This window comes from Pseudomonas sp. PDM20, from assembly GCF_014852575.3.
GTDB lineage: Bacteria > Pseudomonadota > Gammaproteobacteria > Pseudomonadales > Pseudomonadaceae > Pseudomonas.
In genome coordinates this window covers 4,480,033-4,497,180 of the sequence record NZ_CM181224.1, presented here as the reverse complement: position 1 = coordinate 4,497,180, position 17,148 = coordinate 4,480,033, and the positions used below count along the sequence as shown (strand labels likewise).

General features: G+C 65.7%; 13 protein-coding genes and 3 tRNA genes. 13 read left to right on the top strand and 3 right to left on the bottom strand.

The window, feature by feature from the left end; genetic code table 11:
* The first annotated feature begins 5 nt into the window (after nt 1-5).
* The 4 genes from IB261_RS20470 to IB261_RS20455 all read left to right on the top strand — a co-directional run bounded on the left by IB261_RS20470 (nt 6) and on the right by IB261_RS20455 (nt 1,384).
* The gene (locus IB261_RS20470; protein WP_427871412.1) at nt 6-764 is read left to right on the top strand and encodes an SDR family oxidoreductase; all 759 of its coding nucleotides are present in this window, start codon (nt 6-8) and stop codon (nt 762-764) included.
* Nucleotides 765-1,041: 277 nt separating this feature from the next.
* A tRNA-Val gene (locus IB261_RS20465) sits at nt 1,042-1,117 on the top strand.
* Between the two features lie 16 nt (nt 1,118-1,133).
* Nucleotides 1,134-1,210, top strand: a tRNA-Asp gene (locus IB261_RS20460).
* Nucleotides 1,211-1,307: 97 nt separating this feature from the next.
* Nucleotides 1,308-1,384, top strand: a tRNA-Asp gene (locus tag IB261_RS20455).
* 252 nt (nt 1,385-1,636) lie between these two features.
* Here the strand turns inward: IB261_RS20455 and IB261_RS20450 are convergent.
* Together IB261_RS20450 and IB261_RS20445 are read right to left on the bottom strand one after the other, a co-directional pair.
* Complete coding sequence (locus IB261_RS20450; protein WP_192381257.1) at nt 1,637-2,674, bottom strand: AraC family transcriptional regulator; 1,038 nt, start codon at nt 2,672-2,674, stop codon at nt 1,637-1,639.
* Nucleotides 2,671-3,789, bottom strand: a complete 1,119-nt coding sequence (locus IB261_RS20445; RefSeq protein WP_192381258.1) for a carbon-nitrogen hydrolase family protein — start codon at nt 3,787-3,789, stop codon at nt 2,671-2,673. The genes IB261_RS20450 and IB261_RS20445 overlap by 4 nt, the downstream gene beginning before the upstream one ends.
* A 208-nt stretch (nt 3,790-3,997) precedes the next feature.
* Here IB261_RS20445 and IB261_RS20440 point away from each other — a divergent pair, with 208 nt between their 5' ends.
* From IB261_RS20440 to IB261_RS20430, 3 genes are all read left to right on the top strand, one after another.
* The gene (locus IB261_RS20440) at nt 3,998-6,031 is read left to right on the top strand and encodes an oxidoreductase (RefSeq protein ID WP_192381259.1); all 2,034 of its coding nucleotides are present in this window, start codon (nt 3,998-4,000) and stop codon (nt 6,029-6,031) included.
* 303 nt (nt 6,032-6,334) lie between these two features.
* Nucleotides 6,335-7,795 (top strand): coiled-coil domain-containing protein, encoded by a 1,461-nt coding sequence (locus IB261_RS20435; RefSeq protein WP_192381260.1) that lies wholly within the window; start codon nt 6,335-6,337, stop codon nt 7,793-7,795.
* A gap of 10 nt (nt 7,796-7,805) precedes the next feature.
* Nucleotides 7,806-8,750 carry a 1-aminocyclopropane-1-carboxylate deaminase/D-cysteine desulfhydrase gene (locus IB261_RS20430; RefSeq protein ID WP_192381261.1) on the top strand — a complete coding sequence of 315 codons (945 nt, stop codon included), beginning with the start codon at nt 7,806-7,808 and terminating at the stop codon, nt 8,748-8,750.
* Here IB261_RS20430 and IB261_RS20425 read toward each other — a convergent pair.
* Nucleotides 8,738-9,676 (bottom strand): DUF1853 family protein, encoded by a 939-nt coding sequence (locus tag IB261_RS20425; protein WP_192381262.1) that lies wholly within the window; start codon nt 9,674-9,676, stop codon nt 8,738-8,740. The genes IB261_RS20430 and IB261_RS20425 overlap by 13 nt on opposite strands.
* Nucleotides 9,677-9,788: 112 nt before the next feature.
* Between IB261_RS20425 and IB261_RS20420 the strand changes: the two genes are divergently transcribed.
* The 6 genes from IB261_RS20420 to pepN all read left to right on the top strand — a co-directional run bounded on the left by IB261_RS20420 (nt 9,789) and on the right by pepN (nt 16,668).
* Entirely contained in the window at nt 9,789-10,676 is an 888-nt protein-coding gene (locus tag IB261_RS20420) for an NAD(+) kinase (protein WP_017519352.1), read from the top strand.
* Nucleotides 10,676-11,656 carry a metallophosphoesterase gene (locus tag IB261_RS20415; RefSeq protein ID WP_151187784.1) on the top strand — a complete coding sequence of 327 codons (981 nt, stop codon included), beginning with the start codon at nt 10,676-10,678 and terminating at the stop codon, nt 11,654-11,656. Before IB261_RS20420 ends, IB261_RS20415 begins: the two co-directional genes overlap by 1 nt.
* Before the next feature lie 14 nt (nt 11,657-11,670).
* Nucleotides 11,671-12,519, top strand: a complete 849-nt coding sequence (locus IB261_RS20410; RefSeq protein WP_225594661.1) for a rhomboid family intramembrane serine protease — start codon at nt 11,671-11,673, stop codon at nt 12,517-12,519.
* Nucleotides 12,520-12,764: 245 nt separating this feature from the next.
* Nucleotides 12,765-13,025 (top strand): YeaC family protein, encoded by a 261-nt coding sequence (locus IB261_RS20405; RefSeq protein WP_045211838.1) that lies wholly within the window; start codon nt 12,765-12,767, stop codon nt 13,023-13,025.
* A gap of 13 nt (nt 13,026-13,038) precedes the next feature.
* Nucleotides 13,039-13,866: a DUF2797 domain-containing protein gene (locus IB261_RS20400; RefSeq protein ID WP_192381263.1), complete on the top strand. Its 828-nt coding sequence runs from the start codon at nt 13,039-13,041 to the stop codon at nt 13,864-13,866.
* A 144-nt stretch (nt 13,867-14,010) separates the two neighbouring features.
* Nucleotides 14,011-16,668: an aminopeptidase N gene (pepN, locus tag IB261_RS20395; protein WP_192381264.1), complete on the top strand. Its 2,658-nt coding sequence runs from the start codon at nt 14,011-14,013 to the stop codon at nt 16,666-16,668.
* Nucleotides 16,669-17,148: the final 480 nt, after the last annotated feature.

The window sequence follows — 17,148 nt, the reverse complement described above, 5'->3', positions numbered from 1 at the left end:
GCGTGATGGACGCCCTGGGCAACGGCCAGGTGGTGCTGGTCACCGGTGCAGCACACGGCATCGGCCTGGGCATCGCCGCCTGGCTGGTCGCCGAGGGCTGGCAGGTGGTGCTGGCGGACATCGACCGCGAGTGCGGCCCGAAAGTGGCTGCGGCGCTGGGTGAGCGCGCCAGCTTCATCGCGCTGAACGTGGCCAGTGAAGGGCAGGTTGCCGCGGCCGTGGCTGAGCTGATCGGCCAGTTTGGCCGCCTCGACGCGCTGGTGAGCAATGCCGCCATCGCCCGGCCGCACAACACGGCACTGGAAAGCCTGGGTCTGAACGAGTGGAACCGCACCCTGGCGGTGAATCTCACCGGCCCGATGCTGCTGGCCAAGCACTGCGCGCCGTACCTGCGTGCGCACAGCGGCGCCATCGTCAACATCGCTTCCACTCGCGCGCACCAGTCTGAGCCGAGTTCCGAAGCCTATGCGGCGAGCAAGGGCGGGCTGCTGTCGCTGACCCACGCCCTGGCCAGCAGCCTGGGCCCGGATATCCGCGTCAACGCGATTTCCCCCGGCTGGATCGATGTCCGCGACCTGCGCGAGCGCGAGGTCGAGCCGCTGACCGAGCTGGATCATGACCAGCACCTGGTCGGCCGTGTCGGCACGGTAGAGGACATCGCCTCGGCGGTGGCCTGGCTGATCGGCGACAGTGCCGGCTTCGTCACCGGCCAGGAGCTGGTGATCGACGGCGGCATGACGCGCAAGATGATCTACCTCGACTGAGTGTCGGGTGCGGAAGAGGAGGGCGGCCTGAGGGTCGCCCTTTTTCATTTCCGGCCAGCGCCGGGGAGTGCAGGTGTCGGGCTGTTCGCGAGCAAGCTCGCTCCTGCAGGATTGGCGCCGGAGCTCTTCTGTAGGAGCGAGCTTGCTCGCGAACCTGGGGTCGCACCGAGCTCGGCACCGGCACGCCGAACTTTTTTCGCGGGAAATGAAAAAAATTTCAATCAGGGCATTGACTTAGGTTCTGCCGGCTGTAGAATGCGCCCCACTTCGAGACGAAGGGTGATTAGCTCAGCTGGGAGAGCATCTGCCTTACAAGCAGAGGGTCGGCGGTTCGATCCCGTCATCACCCACCACTCTCGCAAGTTACGCGCAGCGGTAGTTCAGTCGGTTAGAATACCGGCCTGTCACGCCGGGGGTCGCGGGTTCGAGTCCCGTCCGCTGCGCCATTTTCCCCCTCCTTGGTTCCTACCCCGAACCGGCTTGTCGAGTGATTCACTCCAGGCGCAAGGAGGTTGCTGTACCGGACGAAAGTCCAACCGACACGCAGCGGTAGTTCAGTCGGTTAGAATACCGGCCTGTCACGCCGGGGGTCGCGGGTTCGAGTCCCGTCCGCTGCGCCATATTCGAAAGCCCTCAGGTAGCAATACCTGAGGGTTTTTTCGTTTCCGCCCGAAAATTCCCACAGTCCTTCTGTAAGACGCTGTCACAGGTCCTTCACCTTTGCCGTCTAGCTTTTTTCCCATGGTCTTTGCTAAAACCGGATCGAACGGTCAGGAGAAAAGCCAATGGACGACTATCAGGAAGAACTGCTGGAGTTGCACGCGGTGGAACAGGATCTGCCGGAGCCGGCTGACGACGCCACGGAAATGTGATCAGGCGCTGTGGCGCTGAGCGCGGCGGAATTCTCCGGGGGTCTGCCCGCTCCAGCGCTTGAAGGCGCGCTGAAAGGCCTCGGCGGAGGCGAAGCCGAGCAGGTAGGCGATCTCGCCGAAGGCCAGGTCGGTGTCGCGAATGTAGATCATCGCCAGGTCCCGCCGGGTGTCGTTGAGGATGCTGCGGAACTGCGTGCCTTCCTCGGCCAGCTTGCGACGCAGTGTCCAGGTCGGCAGCTTGAGCCGCGCGGCCACTTCCTCCAGGTCCGGTTCGCGGCCGTTGAGCATCGGTCCCAGCAACTGGGCGACACGCTCGTGCAGGCTGCGCGTGCGGGTCAGTTGCTCCAGTTCCTTCTCGCAGATATCCAGCAATTGCCGCCAGGTGCTCGGGCAGTGGTCCGGGTTGGCGCGCGCCAGTGTCGCCTGGTCCAGGCGTAGCTGGTTGTGTTCGGCGCCGAACTCCACCGGGCAGCCAAGTCTCTCTTCGAAGCGTGACGCCCAGGCGGGTGCCGGGTACTCGATCTCGACCTTCTCCGGGCGCAGCGGCTGCGCACCGATGCTGCCGAGCATGCTCACCCAGCCGGCCAGAACCGAATCCACCACGAAGCGGTTGTACGCGTTGTACGGGCTGATGGAGTAGAAGCGCAGCCAGGCACCGCTGGCGTCTTCGATGAAGCTGCTCTGGCCGCGGTAGTTCTGCGCGTAGAGCGGCTCGAAGCGGATCAGCGCGCGGGCGGCGGCTCGCAGGTTGGGTGCCTGGGCGGCGGTGACGCCAGCCAGGCCGCTCTGGCTCGGTCGGCTCAACTGCCCCATGCGCAGGCCGAGGGCGGGGTCGCCGCTCTGCTGGATGGCCGCGTGGCCGAGGCGCATGTAGCGGGGGATCGACAGGCGCGCGCCGGGTTCACCCAGGCGCGCGGCATCCAGTCCGTACTGTTGAAGCAGGGGTTGCGGGGCGACGCCGCTTTCCGCCAGCGCATCGGCGAGGCTGTGGACAAAACCCACCGACAGGTCGCCGAGGCGCATGCTGGGACGGTTCATAGCCAGAGGTTGATCAGGCGCGCGCCGGAGCCGTCGGGCGCCAGGGTGTGGCTGTTGCCATTCACGACCAGGCTGCGACCGTCGCTGCCCAGGTCCCAGAGATGGCCACGGAAGAACACGGTGATGCCCGCGCGTGCGCCGCTCTCACCGAGACGGCCAGCCAGCGCCAGGCGTTCCCAGGCTTCGCCTTCGGAGAGTTCGCCGGGCTTGAGCGTCACGTCGTTCGGCGTCGCCCCGCCGTTGTAGCCCTTCCACGGTTTGCTCCAGCTGCCGTTGCCGGTAAGGAAGGCCGGTACAGCAATGATGTCAGGCTTGTTCGCGGCCAGCGCGCTGTAGCTGGCCGGGTACCAGCTGTCGGCGCAGACCAGCACGCCCAGGCGCCCGGCCGGGGTCTGCAGGACCTGCAGGTCGTCGGCGTCGCCGCCACGGGTGAAGCCTTTCTCGTCGTCGATGGGGAACAGCTTGCGCTGCGGCTTGCCCAGCGGCAGGCCGTCGCTGCCGAAGACCTGGCTGACGTTATAGAGGCGGCCGTTGCCCGTGCGAATCTGCCCTTCGACGATGCGCGGGTTGGGCAGCACGATGGAGCCGGCGACTATGGTGACGCCGAACTCCTTCGCCAGAGAGCCGAACAGCGTCTGGTAGTCGTGGGCCATGTCCACCGCCTTCATGCGGAACAGGGCGTCGGCCATGCGGTCTTCGCCCTTGGCGCCGAGCCAGCCGCGCGCCAGTTTCAGCGGGTTGCTGGCGGCCATCCATTCCATGGCCTCGGCGAGGTGCTCGGTCTGGTAGACCTCGGGCTTCTCGCCGGCGGCCACCAGCCAGGTGCCGATGTGTTCCGGGAAGACCACCACGGTGCGCGGGTTGATCAGCCCTTCGTCGCGGGCCTTGGCCAGGTAGGCATGGAACTTCAGGCGCAGGCGCTCGACGCTCTGGTAGTCCTGGGTGAACAGCTCCGGCTGCACGCCCAGCAGGTTGCCGCGTTCGGACGGCTGGCCCTGGTTGAGCGAGACTTCGCTGCGCAGGTCGGACAGGTAGTGCCCCACCGGGCGGCGCTCCGCCCAGCCGGCATAACCGGCGAAGAGGATGACCAGGACGAGGAAGATCAGCTTGCGCATAAAGGACGGGTACTCATGGGATGCACCACAGGGTAGGGGTTGAGCCGGGCCTTGCCAAGACGGGGTGTCATCTTTGGTCAGTAACTTGTCATTTACGATCATTGAGCGGCGAGGGTGCGCTCCTTAGAGTCTGCCCCATACCGACCGCGCCCCATGCCTTGCCCCCGCAGGCTGAGGGCGCGGCATCATCGTGAATGCCGGAGGAACCATGACCGCCACTTACCCGCACCTGCTCGCACCGCTGGACCTGGGCTTTACCACCCTGCGCAACCGCACCCTGATGGGTTCCATGCACACCGGCCTGGAAGAGAAACCCCAGGGCTTCGAGCGCATGGCGGCCTACTTCGCCGAGCGCGCCCGTGGCGGCGTCGGCCTGATGGTCACCGGCGGCATCGGCCCGAACGAGGAGGGCGGCGTGTATTCCGGCGCGGCCAAGCTGAGCACCGTCGAAGAAGCCGAGAAGCACAAGATCGTCACCCAGGCGGTGCACGAAGCGGGCGGCAAGATCTGCATGCAGATCCTCCACGCCGGCCGTTACGCCTACAGCCCCAAGTCCGTCGCGCCCAGCGCCATCCAGGCGCCGATCAACCCGTTCAAGCCGCGCGAGCTGGATGAAGAGGGCATCGAGAAGCAGATCGCCGACTTCGTCAATTGCTCGAGCCTGGCCCAGGTGGCCGGCTACGACGGCGTCGAGATCATGGGTTCGGAAGGCTACTTCATCAACCAGTTCCTGGTCGCCCACACCAACCACCGTACCGACCGCTGGGGCGGCAGCTACGAGAACCGCATGCGCCTGCCGGTGGAAATCGTCCGCCGCGTGCGTGAGGCCGTAGGCCCGAACTTCATCATCATCTATCGCCTGTCGATGCTCGACCTGGTGGAGGGCGGCAGCACCTGGGACGAGATCGTCCTGCTGGCCAAGGCCATCGAAAAGGCCGGCGCGACCATCATCAACACCGGCATCGGCTGGCACGAAGCGCGTATCCCGACCATCGCCACCAAGGTGCCGCGCGCGGCTTTCACCAAGGTCACCGCCAAGCTCAAGGGCGAAGTCAGCATCCCGCTTTGCACCACCAACCGTATCAACACCCCGGAAATCGCCGAGCAGGTACTGGCCGAAGGCGACGCCGACATGGTCTCCATGGCCCGTCCGTTCCTGGCTGACCCGGACTTCGTCAACAAGGCTGCCGAAGGCCGCGCCGACGAGATCAACACCTGCATCGGCTGCAACCAGGCCTGCCTGGACCACACCTTCGGCGGCAAGCTGACCAGCTGCCTGGTGAACCCGCGTGCCTGCCACGAGACCGAGCTGAACTACATCCCGACCACCCACGTGAAGAAGATCGCCGTGGTCGGCGCCGGCCCCGCCGGCCTGTCCGCCGCCACCGTGGCGGCCGAGCGTGGCCACGAGGTGACCCTGTTCGACGCCGCCGGCGAGATCGGCGGCCAGTTCAACGTCGCCAAGCGCGTGCCGGGCAAGGAAGAGTTCTACGAGACCCTGCGCTACTTCAAGCGCAAGGTGGAAACCACCGGTGTGAACCTGCAGCTGAATACCCGCGTCAGCGTCGACGACCTGGTCAAGGGCGGCTTCGACGAGATCATCCTGGCAACCGGCATCGTGCCGCGCACCCCGGCCATTCCGGGTATCGAGAATGCCAAGGTGATCAGCTACCTGGACGCCATTCTCGAGCGCAAGCCGGTCGGCAACAGCGCGGCGGTGATCGGCGCCGGCGGCATCGGCTTCGACGTCTCCGAGTTCATCACCCATGCCGGCGAATCCACCAGCCTGGATCGCCATGCCTTCTGGCAGGAGTGGGGGATCGACGAGAACCTGGATGCCCGTGGCGGTATCGCCGGCATCCAGGCGCATCCGCACGCTGCGGCGCGCCAGGTGTTCCTGCTGCAGCGCAAGAAGTCCAAGGTCGGCGACGGCCTGGGCAAGACTACCGGCTGGATCCACCGTACCGGCCTGAAGAACAAGCAGGTACAGATGCTCAACAGCGTCGAGTACCTCAAGGTCGACAATGATGGCCTGCACATCAGCATCGCCGGCGGCGAACCGCAGGTGCTGCCGGTGGACACCGTGGTTGTCTGCGCCGGCCAGGACCCGTTGCGCGAACTGCACGACGGCCTGGTCGCTGCAGGCCAGAGCGTGCACCTGATCGGCGGTGCCGATGTGGCTGCCGAGCTGGACGCCAAGCGCGCCATCAACCAGGGTTCGCGCCTCGCTGCCGAAATCTGATTCGGTTGAAGCCCGATCAGGCTGAATCCTGAGTGGGCTGAGATCCGTATCACAAAGCCGGGCCCGGAAAAGTTCCCTTCCGGGCCCGGATATCCCTCCAGAAATCCAACCGCGTCACAGAATTCTCCAACCGGTTAACCGCCCGGCCCAACCGCCGGGGCGGGTGCCAACCGAGTCACATTGCCTGCGACATTAATTCCCCTAGACTTGCTCGAATGTCGGGATTTTCCCGCTGTCTGGGTGCTGCATTTCTGACAGACCCTTTTTTCAGACTTCCTCCCGCACCAGCCCAGAGGTCAATCGATGAGCATGCAGAAGAAGCCTCAAATGGTGGAAGCCGTGGTCTTCTTCAACGACCGTGGCGTCTGCAGGGAAATGCTCTACCCCGAATTCGAGGCGCTGCTCGACAACGTCGTGCAGATGCCGGAATACGCCGATCAGCAGATGCAACTCGCCTATGTGCTGATCAACCCGCGCTTGCTGGTCAAGGCCGTGGTGTTCTTCTACCTGGACTTCGACGAGAAGGGCGAGGCCGACAGAGGCTGGAACCTGCCGCTGCGCAACCTGGCCGACCGTGCCGGCCGTGGCCCCGACATGGGTGCCGGGCCAATCCGCCTGGCCTGCCGCAGCCAGTGCCCGGTGTCCTGGCACCAGATGCACCTGTGGGACCCGACCCTCGACGCCGCCCAGAACCATCTGGTGCAGCTGCGCGAATCGATCAAGCGCAACAACCTCGGTGTGCTGGTGGAAGAAGAGCCTGCCGCCGTGGAGCTCGCGCGCCTGCAGATGGCCGACGAGCACCAGTGGTATGCGCCCGCCGAGGAGTCCCGCGAGGAGGCCGAAAAGCTCGCCCGCGCGATGCTCGAGGAGCACCAGCAGAAGACCGCCGCACTGCTCGGCCAGCATGAAACCCGCCTGTCGCAGATCAGCCAGCAGCACGAGCAGGAACTCAGTCGCCTGAAGCTCGGCGCGCAGGAGCAGGTCAAGGTGCTGCAGGCCGAGCTCGCCGCATTGCGCGAAGGCCTGAAGCGCGAGGAAGAGATCAACGCCGGCCTGCGCCGTGAGCTGGATGGCCAGGCCAATGGCTTCCAGCGCGGACGCGAGGAGCTGACCGCACAGTTGCGCCATATCGAAGAAAGCGGCCGTGACGAGCTGGAGCAACTGCGCCAGCAGATCGAGGAGGAATCCCGTACCCGCCTGGCCAGCCTGGAGGCTCGCTACAAGGAGCAGATTTCCGTCCGCGACGTCGAGCTGGGCTACCGCAACGAACTGGACCAGCAGCTGAAGCAGGAGAATCAGCAGCTGCGCCAGGAAGCCGAGCAGTTGCGCGGGGAAACCGCCCAGTTGCGCGAGCTCGCCGGGCAGCTGCAGCAGGGCGCTGAGGGCTTGCGCCTGGAGCTGGATGCGCTGGCGGCCAAGGCGGCCGACAGCTCGATGCTGGAGCGCCTGGCCGGCATGGGGGTGATCTTCGTGGTGTACCATCCCGGCGCCGGTCATCTGACCCTGTCGCTGCAGGATGTCGCCCGTTACCAGGAAAACCCCATGGCTTACGCCGCGGCCAAGTGCTTCGTCGCCGAAGACCAGTACCGCAGCTGGCTCGCCCACTACCAGCAACCCGCCTGCGAAGGACGCCTGTCCAACGGCGAACGCTGCGCCATGCCCATCGACCGCGTGGAAACCCCCGGCCGCTTCGTCGAAGGCGACAGCAACTGCTGCTCCCGGCACAAGACCGCCGGCCGACTGCGCAGCGTCACCACCGGCTGACCGGGGCGCCGTGCGGTTCCCCGACTGGCGCCCCGAAGCCCCCCTGCAACGCGTCCACCTGGAATGGCTCGACCGCGCCGGCGTCGAGCTGGCGTTGTTGCGCCTGGACTTCGTGGATGCGCAGGTCTCCGGCAACAAATGGTTCAAGCTCGCGCCTTACCTGAAACAGGCCGCCGACCTCGGCTTGAGCGGCGTGATGACCCTGGGCGGCGCCCATTCCAATCACCTGCACGCGGTTGCGGCGGCCGGTGCGCGCTTCGGCTTCGAGACCGTCGGATTGCTGCGTGGAGACGAGCAGGAAAATCCCACAGTGGCCGACCTGCGCCAGCTCGGCATGCAGCTCCACTGGCTCGGCTACGGTGGTTATCGCCGACGGCACGACAGCGATTTCTGGGCGCCCTGGCGCGAACGCTATCCGCAGTTGCTGGCGGTGGGAGAGGGCGGCGGCGGGCTTGCCGGTGCGCAGGGCTGCTCGCCGTTGATTGCGCAGATTCGTGGGCAACTCGGTACTCTCGGCTGGGAGGACTATCAGCAGCTCTGGGTGGCGTGCGGCACTGGCACGACCCTGGCCGGCCTGGTGCTCGGCGAGGGTGGAGCGCATCCGGTGGTCGGCGCCATGGCGGTGCCGCCGGGGCACGGTATCGAAACACAGGTGCCCGAGCTGTTAAGGGAAGGTGGCTCCAGCGATGCCGGATACCGTTTGCTGGATGCCAGCCGTGGGGGCTTCGCGCGGATCGACGCGACGCTGGCGCGCTTCATCCTGGCGACCGAAGCCGAGTGCGGCGTGCCGCTGGAGCCGTTGTACACCGGGAAGTTGCTGTTGGCGTTGCACGATGAAATCGCGGCGGGGCGCATCGCGCGCGGTGCCCGCATCGTTGCCATCCACAGCGGCGGTCTGCAGGGGCGCCGGGCGCTGGATGAGCAATTGAAGGCACTGGCGGCTCAGCGCGAATAGCCGCTGTGCACCCGTGGCCAGCGGTCACCCACCAGGAACAGGCGCTCCTGCTCCCGCCAGCGCCCTTCATGGAACTCCATGCGCGCCAGCATCTGCGGGAAGCCGTCTTCCGGCAATTCTGCCAGCCAGGTGGCGAAGCGCTCCGTGCTCCAGCTTTCATCTTCGGCGGCCGGGGATAGCCAGCCCTTGCGCGACAGCGCCTGCCAGCCATCCGGCTGCTGCGCCTGGTAGGCAGGCCAGGCGCGCCGATGCAGCCAGCGGCCGCGCTGGTGGTTGTCGCTGGCCCCCGCGGGTGGCGGGCAGGGTGTCGGCCAGGAATAGAACAGGTAGCCGCCGAGCCAGAGGCCAGGCCGCGGCTCGGCATCGCTGTGCTCGCGCACCACGGCAAGCCCCTCGACGGTGGCGGAGAGTGGCAGCTGGTGCTGGTAGAAGTGCTCGATCTTGCGCAGCAGATGGTCTTCGGCGCCCGGCCCGAGCCAGGAGTCGGGGCCGTCGTCGCTGGGGCCGAGGTAGAGCTTGATGGCCAGTTCCAGGTGGTGCAGGCCGTCATCGTCCTCCAGCAGCAGGTCCAGCTCGCCGAGGGTCTGGCCGTTGTCGCGCACCGGCAGGTTGGCCGCCAGCAGGCGCAGGTCCGGCGCGCGCTCCAGGGCGTATTGCCAGAGCCGTTCGTAGTAGCGGCCCAGGCGCTGGTGCGGCGCGGACTCGAGCTGCGCCAGCAGTTCGCCCGGCGAGCGCTCCTGGGCGCGCAGCCAGTCAGCCAGCAGTTCGGGCTGCGAGTACCAGCGACTGGCGCTCAACGGATGGCGCAGCGCCGGGCTGCCGGGGTGCAGCAGGGGCGGGGAGAGCAGCGTCCAGGCGAGGTCGCGAACCTGCGGCTGGCGCAGGTCGATCAGCAGCTCGTCGAGCAGGGCGGTGAAGTCGGTCATGCCCCAAGACTAGCCGCTGCGCACCCGCTCCGGCCACGCTGCGGTTTGCCGCTGCTTCCGCCTTTCGCCCATAATTCCGCCATTCGAGTAGCGCAACGCCGTCCGGAGTCCCATGGAACCCTTTCGCAATATCGGCATCATCGGCCGCCTGGGCAGCACCCAGGTTCTGGAAACCATCCGTCGGCTGAAGAAATTCCTCACCGAGCGCCACCTGCACGTGATCCTCGAGGACACCATCGCCGAGGTCCTGCCGGGCCACGGCCTGCAGACCTGCTCGCGAAAGATCATGGGCGAGATCTGCGACCTGGTGATCGTGGTCGGCGGCGACGGCAGCATGCTCGGCGCCGCGCGGGCCCTGGCGCGGCACAAGGTGCCGGTGCTGGGGATCAACCGCGGCAGCCTGGGCTTCCTCACCGACATCCGCCCTGACGAACTGGAAACCAAGGTCGCCGAAGTGCTCGGCGGCCAGTACATCGTCGAAAGCCGCTTCCTGCTCGACGCGCTGGTGCGCCGCCACGGCGAATCCATCGGCCAGGGCGACGCGCTGAATGACGTGGTGCTGCACCCCGGCAAGTCCACGCGGATGATCGAGTTCGAGCTGTACATCGATGGCCAGTTCGTCTGCAGCCAGAAGGCCGACGGCCTGATCGTCGCCACCCCGACCGGCTCCACCGCCTACGCGCTGTCCGCTGGCGGGCCGATCATGCATCCCAAGCTGGATGCCATCGTGGTCGTGCCGATGTACCCGCACATGCTGTCCAGCCGCCCCATCGTGGTCGACGGCAACAGCGAGCTGAAGATCGTCGTCTCACCGAACATGCAGATCTACCCGCAGGTGTCCTGCGACGGCCAGAACCACTTCACCTGCGCGCCGGGCGACACCGTCACGGTGAGCAAGAAGCCGCAGAAGCTGCGCCTGATCCATCCCATCGACCACAACTACTACGAGGTCTGCCGGACCAAGCTGGGTTGGGGCAGCCGCCTCGGGAGCAGCGAGTGATGGAACTCGACCCCGCACGTGGCTATGACCTGATCGGCGATATCCACGGCTGCGCGCACACCCTCGACCATCTGCTGGAGCGCCTCGGCTATCGCTCGCAGGGTGGCGTGTGGCGACATGCGCGGCGACAGGCGCTGTTCCTGGGCGACCTCATCGACCGTGGCCCGCGCATCCGTGAGGCGCTGCACCGAGTGCACGACATGGTCGCCGCCGGCGAGGCGCTGTGCATCATGGGCAACCATGAATTCAACGCGCTCGGCTGGTCCACGCCCGCCGCGCCGGGCAGTGGCCGCCAGTACGTGCGCGAGCACACGCCTCGCCATGCCCGGCTGATCCGCGAGACGCTGGAGCAGTTCGAAGGTCACCCGGCGGACTGGCGCGACTTCCTCGGCTGGTTCCAGGAGATGCCGCTGTTCCTCGATTCCGGGCGTTTCCGCATGGTCCACGCCTGCTGGGACCACGACGTGATCGACACGCTGCGCCAGCAGTTTCCTGACGGGCGCATCGACGAAGCCTTCCTCATGGCCACTGCCGAGCCGGGCAGCTTTGCCCAGCAGGCCTGCGACCGCCTGCTGCGCGGCACCGACATGCGCCTGCCCAACGGCCTGACGCTGACCGGCAGCGACGGTTTCACCCGCGCCTTCTTCCGCACCAAGTTCTGGGAAGAAGACCGCGCGCCGGAAACCTACGGCGACATCGTGTTCCAGCCCGACGCGCTGCCTGACGAAGTGGCCAGCGAGCGCCTGAGCGAGGAGCAGAAGTCCCGCCTGCTCACCTACGGCCCCGACGAGCCGCTGCTGTTCGTCGGCCACTACTGGCGGCGCGGCACCCCGGCGCCGATCCGCCCGAACCTCGCCTGCCTGGACTACAGCGCAGTGATGTACGGCAAGCTCGCGGCTTACCGGCTGGACGAGGAAACGCGGCTGGACCGCAACAAGTTCGTTTGGGTGGATGTAAAGCGTCCGGAGGGCGATGAGTGAGCGCGATTGAAGCAATGCGACTGCCTGCGGCGGTCGACCTGGGGCAGTTCGTCACCCTGCTGCAGCGCCTGAACGTGCCGTTCCGGGTCAGCGAGGAATCCGGCGAGCAGGTGCTCTGGGTGCCCAACGCGCAACTGGCTGAGCAGGTCCGCACGCTCTACGAGCGTTATCCGCAGGGCGACCCGCAATTCGCCGTGCAGGCCGAGACCCTGCGCCGCGGCCCGGGTTTCGTCCAGCAACTGAAGATGAGCCGCATGACGGCGGCGGTGCTGCTGGTGACCTTCGTGGTGGCGGCCATCACTCTGCTGGGCACCTCCCCCGAGACGTTGCGTTGGTTCACTTTCCAGAATTTCCAGATGGTCGGCGAGGATCGTGCGCTGTTCTATCCGCTGTCCGACTCGCTGGCGCAGGGGCAGTGGTGGCGCCTGTTCACGCCCATGCTGATCCACTTCGGCTGGCTGCACCTGGCGATGAACGCCATGTGGTACTGGGAGCTGGGCCGGCGCATCGAGTATCGCCAGGGCGCCTGGATGCTGCTGGGGCTGAGCCTGGGCTTCGGCCTGGTGTCGAACCTGGTGCAGTACGGCTTCAGCGGGCCGAGCCTGTTCGGCGGGCTGTCCGGCGTGCTTTACGGCCTGCTCGGCCACTGCTGGATCTTTCAGCGCATGGCGCCGACGCCGGCCTACCACCTGCCCAGGGGCGTGGTGGCGATGATGCTGATCTGGCTGCTGGTGTGCCTGTCGGGTGTGATCGATTTGCTCGGCTTCGGCTCCATCGCCAACGGCGCCCACGTCGGCGGGCTGGTGGCCGGTTGCCTGAGTGGTCTGGTCGGCGGGCTGTTGGCTCGGCGCGCGGCGCGCTGAGCCGCATTGCGGCGTCTCATCATCGGCCGATCCTTGCCGGCTGGCGACTTCGCAGGATGGGTGGAGCCTAGGCGATACCCATGCTGTCGGTGCTGGGATCGATGGGTATCGCTTCGCTCCACGCCATCCTGCGAAAGCGCCCCTGGATGAACGGGAGCCGCGCAACCGATTGACCGGCGTTCGTGCGCACAGCGCTTTCGCCCGGTAGAATGCCGGCTTCGTTTTTCCCCTGCAGGAGCCGGCCCATGTCGTCCTTCGCCGAAATGATCGAGAACATCACCCCCGAAATCTACGAGAGCCTCAAGCTGGCCGTGGAAATCGGCAAATGGCCCGACGGCCGCAAGCTGTCCCAGGAGCAGAAGGAGCTGTCGCTGCAGGCCATGATCGCCTGGGAGATGGACAACCTGCCCGAGGACCAGCGCACCGGCTACATGGGCCCGCAGGCCTGCGAATCCCACGCCGAGCCGATCCCGAACATCCTCTTCTCCTCCAATTCGCTGCACTGATGGCAGGGTTTTGATGCAAGAGATTGGACGCGGCGCCCTGGACAAGATGTCGGCGCGCCTGGAAAGCCCCGTGCAGTACGCCTTTCGCTTGGGCGATGCGCAGGTCCCGGTGAACCCGCTGATCGGCAAGACCGTGCGCCTGGAGTACCTGGGCGAGATCAACTGCTGCCACTGCGGGCGCAAGACCAAGAAGAGCTTTGCCCAGGGCTACTGCTACCCGTGCTTCACCAAGCTGGCGCAATGCGACAGCTGCATCATGAGCCCGGAGAAGTGCCACTTCGAGGACGGCTCCTGCCGCGAGCCGGAGTGGGGCGAGCGCTTCTGCATGACCGATCACGTGGTCTACCTGGCCAACTCCTCGGGAGCCAAGGTGGGCATCACCCGCGCCACCCAGGTGCCGACCCGCTGGATCGACCAGGGCGCGCGCCAGGCGCTGCCGATCATGCGCGTGGCGACTCGCCAGCAGTCCGGCTTCGTCGAGGACCTGCTGCGTAGCCAGGTCACCGACCGCACCAACTGGCGCGCATTGCTCAAGGGCGAGGCCGAGCCGCTGGACCTGGTAGCCATCCGCGAGCAGATCTTCGATGCCTGCGCCGAGGGCATCGTCGCGCTGCAGCAGCGCTTCGGCCTGCAGGCGATCCAGCCGGTGATCGACATGGACCCCATCGAGATCAGCTACCCGGTGGAGGCCTACCTGCCCAAGATCACCAGTTTCGATCTGGACAAGACGCCGGTGGTCGAGGGTACCCTGCAGGGTATCAAGGGCCAGTACCTGATCTTCGATACCGGCGTGATCAACGTGCGCAAGTTCACCGCGTACCAACTGGCCATCAGCGCCTGATCGAACCTGCATTGAATTTTCGGCACGAGGAACGCATCTAGGGATAGATGCGTTCCCGACTCGCCCGCGCCGTTCCCAATCGCTAGAGTCAGTATTCCTCCGGCCGGCCCATCCTGCCTGCCGCCTTCCAAGGGGCCAAAAGCCATGCGTACCGAGCAACCGAAAGTCATCTACCTCAAGGATTATCAGGCGCCCGAGTACCTGATCGACGAGACCAACCTGACCTTCGAGCTGTACGAGGACCACACCCTGGTCCACGCCCAGCTGGTGATGCGCCGCAATCCGGAGCGCGGCGACGGCTTGCCGCCGCTGGTGCTCGACGGCCAGCAGCTGGAGCTGCTGTCGGTGGCGGTGGACGACCAGACCCTCGAAGCCGGCCAGTACCAGCAGGACGAGAACCACCTGACCCTGCAGCCGACGGCGAAGACCTTCACCGTCGACAGCACCGTGCGCATCCACCCGGAAAGCAACACCGCGCTGGAAGGCCTGTACAAGTCCGGCAAGATGTTCTGCACCCAGTGCGAAGCTGAAGGCTTCCGCAAGATCACCTATTACCTCGACCGCCCGGACGTGATGAGCAGCTTCACCACCACGCTGTCGGCCGAGCAGCACCAGTATCCGGTGCTCCTCTCCAACGGCAACCCGGTGGCCAGCGGCTCGGAAGAGGGCGGCCGCCACTGGGCGACCTGGCAGGACCCGTTCAAGAAGCCGGCCTACCTGTTCGCCCTGGTCGCCGGTGACCTCTGGTGCGTGGAAGACCAGTTCACCACCATGAGCGAGCGCGAAGTCACCCTGCGCATCTATGTCGAGCCGGAGAACATCGACAAGGTCCAGCACGCCATGGACAGCCTGAAGAACTCGATGCGCTGGGACGAGAAGGTCTACGGCCGCGAGTACGACCTGGACATCTTCATGATCGTCGCGGTCAACGACTTCAACATGGGCGCCATGGAGAACAAGGGCCTCAACATCTTCAACTCCAGTTGCGTACTGGCCAAGGCCGAGACCGCCACCGATGCCGCGCACCAGCGCGTCGAAGGTGTCGTCGCCCACGAGTACTTCCACAACTGGTCGGGCAACCGCGTGACCTGCCGCGACTGGTTCCAGCTGTCGCTCAAGGAAGGCTTCACCGTGTTCCGCGACAGCGAGTTCTCCGCCGACATGAACTCGCGCACCGTCAAGCGCGTCGAGGACGTGGCCTTCCTGCGCACCAACCAGTTTGCCGAGGACGCCGGTCCCATGGCGCACCCGGTGCGCCCGGATTCCTTCATCGAGATTTCCAACTTCTACACCCTGACCGTCTACGAGAAGGGTTCGGAAGTGGTACGCATGATCCACACCCTGCTGGGCGCCGACGGCTTCCGCAAGGGCACCGACCTGTACTTCGAGCGCCATGACGGCCAGGCCGTGACCTGCGACGACTTCGTCAAGGCCATGGAAGACGCCAACGGAGTCGACCTGACCCAGTTCAAGCGCTGGTACAGCCAGTCCGGCACCCCGCGTCTGGCGGTGGAGGAGAGCTTCGACGCCGCCGCGCAGAGCTACACCCTGACCTTCCGCCAGAGCTGCCCGGCCACGCCGGGGCAGAGCGAGAAGCAGCCCTTCGTCATTCCGGTGCAGATGGGCCTGATCGACAAGCTGGGCAACGCCCTGTCGCTGCGCCTGCAGGGTGAAGAGCACGCCCATGGCAGCGATCGCGTGCTGCAGGTCACCGAGGCCGAACAATCGTTCACCTTCGTCGGCCTCGCCGAGAAGCCGCTGCCGTCGCTGCTGCGTGGTTTCTCCGCGCCGGTGAAACTGAGCTTCCCGTACAACCGCGACCAGCTGATGTTCCTCATGCAGTACGACGAGGACGGCTTCAACCGCTGGGAAGCCGGCCAGCAGCTGTCCGTACAAGTCCTGCAGGAGCTGATCGGCCAGCACCAGCGTGGCGAGAAGCTTGTCCTGGATGATCGCCTGATCACCGCCTTCCGAACCTTGCTGCTGGATACCGGCCTGGACCAGGCCATGGTCGCCGAGATGCTCTCGCTGCCCAGCGAGGCGTACCTCACCGAGATCAGCGAAGTGGCTGATGTCGAGGCCATCCACGCCGCCCGCGAGTTCGCCCGCCAGCAGATCGGTGCGGCGCTGCACGAGCCGTTGTGGGAGCGCTACCAGGCCAACCGCAAGCAGTCCCGCGAGACCGCCTACGTCGCCGAGGCTTCGCATATCGCCCGCCGCAGCCTGCAGAACATCGCTCTCTCCTACCTCATGCAGAGCGGCAAGGCCGAGGTGCTCGCCGCCTGCCAGGAGCAGTACAAGGATTGCGACAACATGACCGAGCGCCTGACCGCGCTGGCCGTGCTGGTCAACTCGTCCTTCGAGAGTGAAAAGGCCGAGGGGCTGGCGATGTTCGCCGACTACTTCAAGGACGACCCGCTGGTGATGGACCAGTGGTTCAGCGTCCAGGCCGGCTGCACCCTGCCGGGCGGGCTGGAGCGTGTACAGGAACTGATGAAGCATTCGGCCTTCACCCTGAAGAACCCGAACAAGATCCGCGCGCTGATCGGCGCCTTCGCCAACCAGAACGCGGTGAACTTCCACCGCGCAGACGGCGCCGGCTACCGCTTCCTGGCCGACCAGATCATCACCCTCAACGCGCTCAACCCGCAGATCGCCTCGCGCCTGCTGACCCCGCTGACCCGCTGGCGCAAGTACGCGCCGACGCGTCAGGCGCTGATGAAGGCCGAGCTGGAACGCATCCTCGCGTCCGGCGAGCTGTCCAGCGATGTATACGAAGTGGTCAGCAAGAGCCTCGCGTAACACACCCGCCGCGCCCCGTCCCAGGGGCGCAATGCACTTTCGAAAAGGTGTTACCAACTTTTGTTGGTAACACCTTTTTGTTACCTATCGAAATTAACCGATATCATTCTTATCGCTTTGTGATATTGGGCGAAAAACCCCGATGTGTCTGCGTCGCGCCTTCAGGGGCCGATTGCGCCATCAGGGGTGTCAAATGGCGCAATCAGCCACTTGATTTGATCAGTGAACGACCAGTCACAAAAAGTAGCGCGCAGATTCTTTATTTTTTGTAAGCAGAATCGGATACATCGGTGCTGTTGGCACTGGGGTTGCACCGACGGACCCCGCTTAGCCTTTGCCCGTCCGATGGGGCGGGAGGCATGTCGAGCACCTTGGGGGAGTTTCCTTCAGATCGACGACAACAAGGCCGTGGAATAACGGCTGAAAACGGTGAACCGCCCGCAGTGGCGGCACCGCCAAAGAATGATCAGTCCATGGAGT